Below are 1835 nucleotides of genomic sequence, written 5' to 3'. Positions count from 1 at the left end.
CGGTACTTATAGGACTTGCTTGATGTGCCACAAACCCCGTTAATGGATACGTAGAACCTTGCGCACCCTGGCACCAAAAAAGACTGTTCACGGCAGTGCCTGCAAGTGCTTTGGTCGCATCAAAGGCACAAGAAGCTCTTGCAGACGAGGAGGTAAATAAAACGGCTTCAGGATTTAGAACAAAGGCCAGTTCTGAATCATTCCAAGTGGGGTCTAACTCCGACGGATATAAGATGTCAAAATCTTCAGTTTCCATACACCCTAAGGACGTTAATACTTGCAGCCAATAAACCAGAGGGTATTTGTACCAATGAACGTAATAAAACGCACCGCGTCCATCGGTCTCCGGCATCTGTGAGCCACCTAACCCTTTTTTAGTGACATTCAGTTGTACTCCTAAATTGACCATACACCATGGTTTAGGAGTTACATCAACCAAGGCAGCAGGTTCCCAATAACCAATAGTGACGCCTAAACGCTCGCCAATGGGTGTAGGGCATAAGCACACAGGATTACCTGGATTTTTTGTATCAGGATAACTGCTTTTAACCACTTCACTACTGCCAATAGTAAGTGGAAACAAACAATTCCAGCAGACATCGGTAATTGGATTAACAAAGTGTCCTTTGCACTGAGACGCATAGACGAAGTTCAGCGAACTCAATAAAAACAGCACCATGAATCGGGTAATCAACGTTTTTTTATTCATAGTACCTACTCCTATTTGCGTAACTCGTGTTGACCAATTTCTTGAATACGCCAAACCAATCCTTTTTGGCTGACTACGGAAGGCACATGCTTTAAGTGAAAATAACGACTCAAGCGCCCTTCCAAATCAAAATAAACCGAACCAAAAACTTCGGAAGCTGTCTTAACATCCCCTCCGATTAAAATAAATTTCACCTGGTCAAAATGCTTATAATGCGCTTTGGCCCAGGCAAGTTGCTTCGGATCATCGGCATTGAAAAAAAACAGTGTTTTAGAAATTGATACGCGTTCAAAAGGATTAAGATGCGTCCCTTTCTTCGCAATCATCGTCCCATCATGGGTATAAAGCGTTTGATTCACGACGATACTTGGATCTAATTCATGCGTTTTAGGAGTGTTCGTCGTAGGTAAATGAAGAGGTTTTGGTCTTCTCACATGCTCCTCCACTCGCGCCACTATTTGTTGTTGATGTTGTTTCAAGGCACCTGATTGCTCTAAGCGATGCAGCTTCGCCATGATGACCTGGCGGATGTCTTGCTCGACAACAGGAAAAAGCTGACCGTAATTGCCTAAGTTTTTGGCATATACCGGAGCTCCGTTCATTAAGAGTGCTGCAATCAAACCCGCTACTTTCTTCATAATGCACCCAGCTTTTCCAATGTTGCTGCAATCACCTCATCCGTCACATCGAAGCGTCCACTGGAAATCACTGTTGCTGTGATTAAGGTCACATGATGAGAAGCCCCATACTGAGACAAGGTCTGAGGCAATAACGAAGAGTACTGCTTTAACACCTTCTTTTGTTCTTGTTCTGATAACTTACTTTGACTCAATAAAACAGCAGGCTGATTCAGTAACCGCTGCATATCCACCACAGCCAGCGGTGCGGGCTTGTGCATGCTCCATAACACCATGCCAGACAAGACTAAACCCGCTAGAATCAAGAGTTGGGTTTTATAATGACGCAGCATCAGCAAGCCCTCCTTCCACTAACACGTTTTTGGATAGGCCATAGTGTTTGTTGGCTACCAGCATGGCGGCATGAATGTACGATCGCCCCTGCGCGATGTAATTCATTACCGCTTGATAATCGCGTCCATCAGAAGACAATAGGACCCGTGTAAACG

The 1835-nt window shown here is 44.5% G+C and carries 3 protein-coding genes; all 3 read right to left on the bottom strand.

Annotated elements, in window-relative coordinates; all coding sequences use genetic code 11:
• Positions 1-709: conjugal transfer pilus assembly protein TraU (traU, locus tag A8O27_RS17955; protein ID WP_064115160.1), on the bottom strand; the 709-nt coding region annotated here is incomplete at its 3' end.
• 11 nt (positions 710-720) lie between these two features.
• Entirely contained in the window at positions 721-1347 is a 627-nt protein-coding gene (gene traW / locus A8O27_RS17950) for a type-F conjugative transfer system protein TraW (RefSeq protein ID WP_064115159.1), read from the bottom strand.
• Positions 1344-1679, bottom strand: coding sequence for a type-F conjugative transfer system protein TrbI (gene trbI / locus A8O27_RS17945; RefSeq protein ID WP_058460957.1), 336 nt, complete (start codon positions 1677-1679; stop codon positions 1344-1346). The genes traW and trbI overlap by 4 nt, the downstream gene beginning before the upstream one ends.
• Positions 1680-1835: the final 156 nt, after the last annotated feature.

It is taken from the genome of Legionella bozemanae (genome assembly GCF_001648595.1).
GTDB lineage: Bacteria > Pseudomonadota > Gammaproteobacteria > Legionellales > Legionellaceae > Legionella > Legionella bozemanae.
The sequence above is the reverse complement of the archived record's forward strand: the minus strand, read 5'-3'. Positions and strand labels throughout refer to the sequence as shown.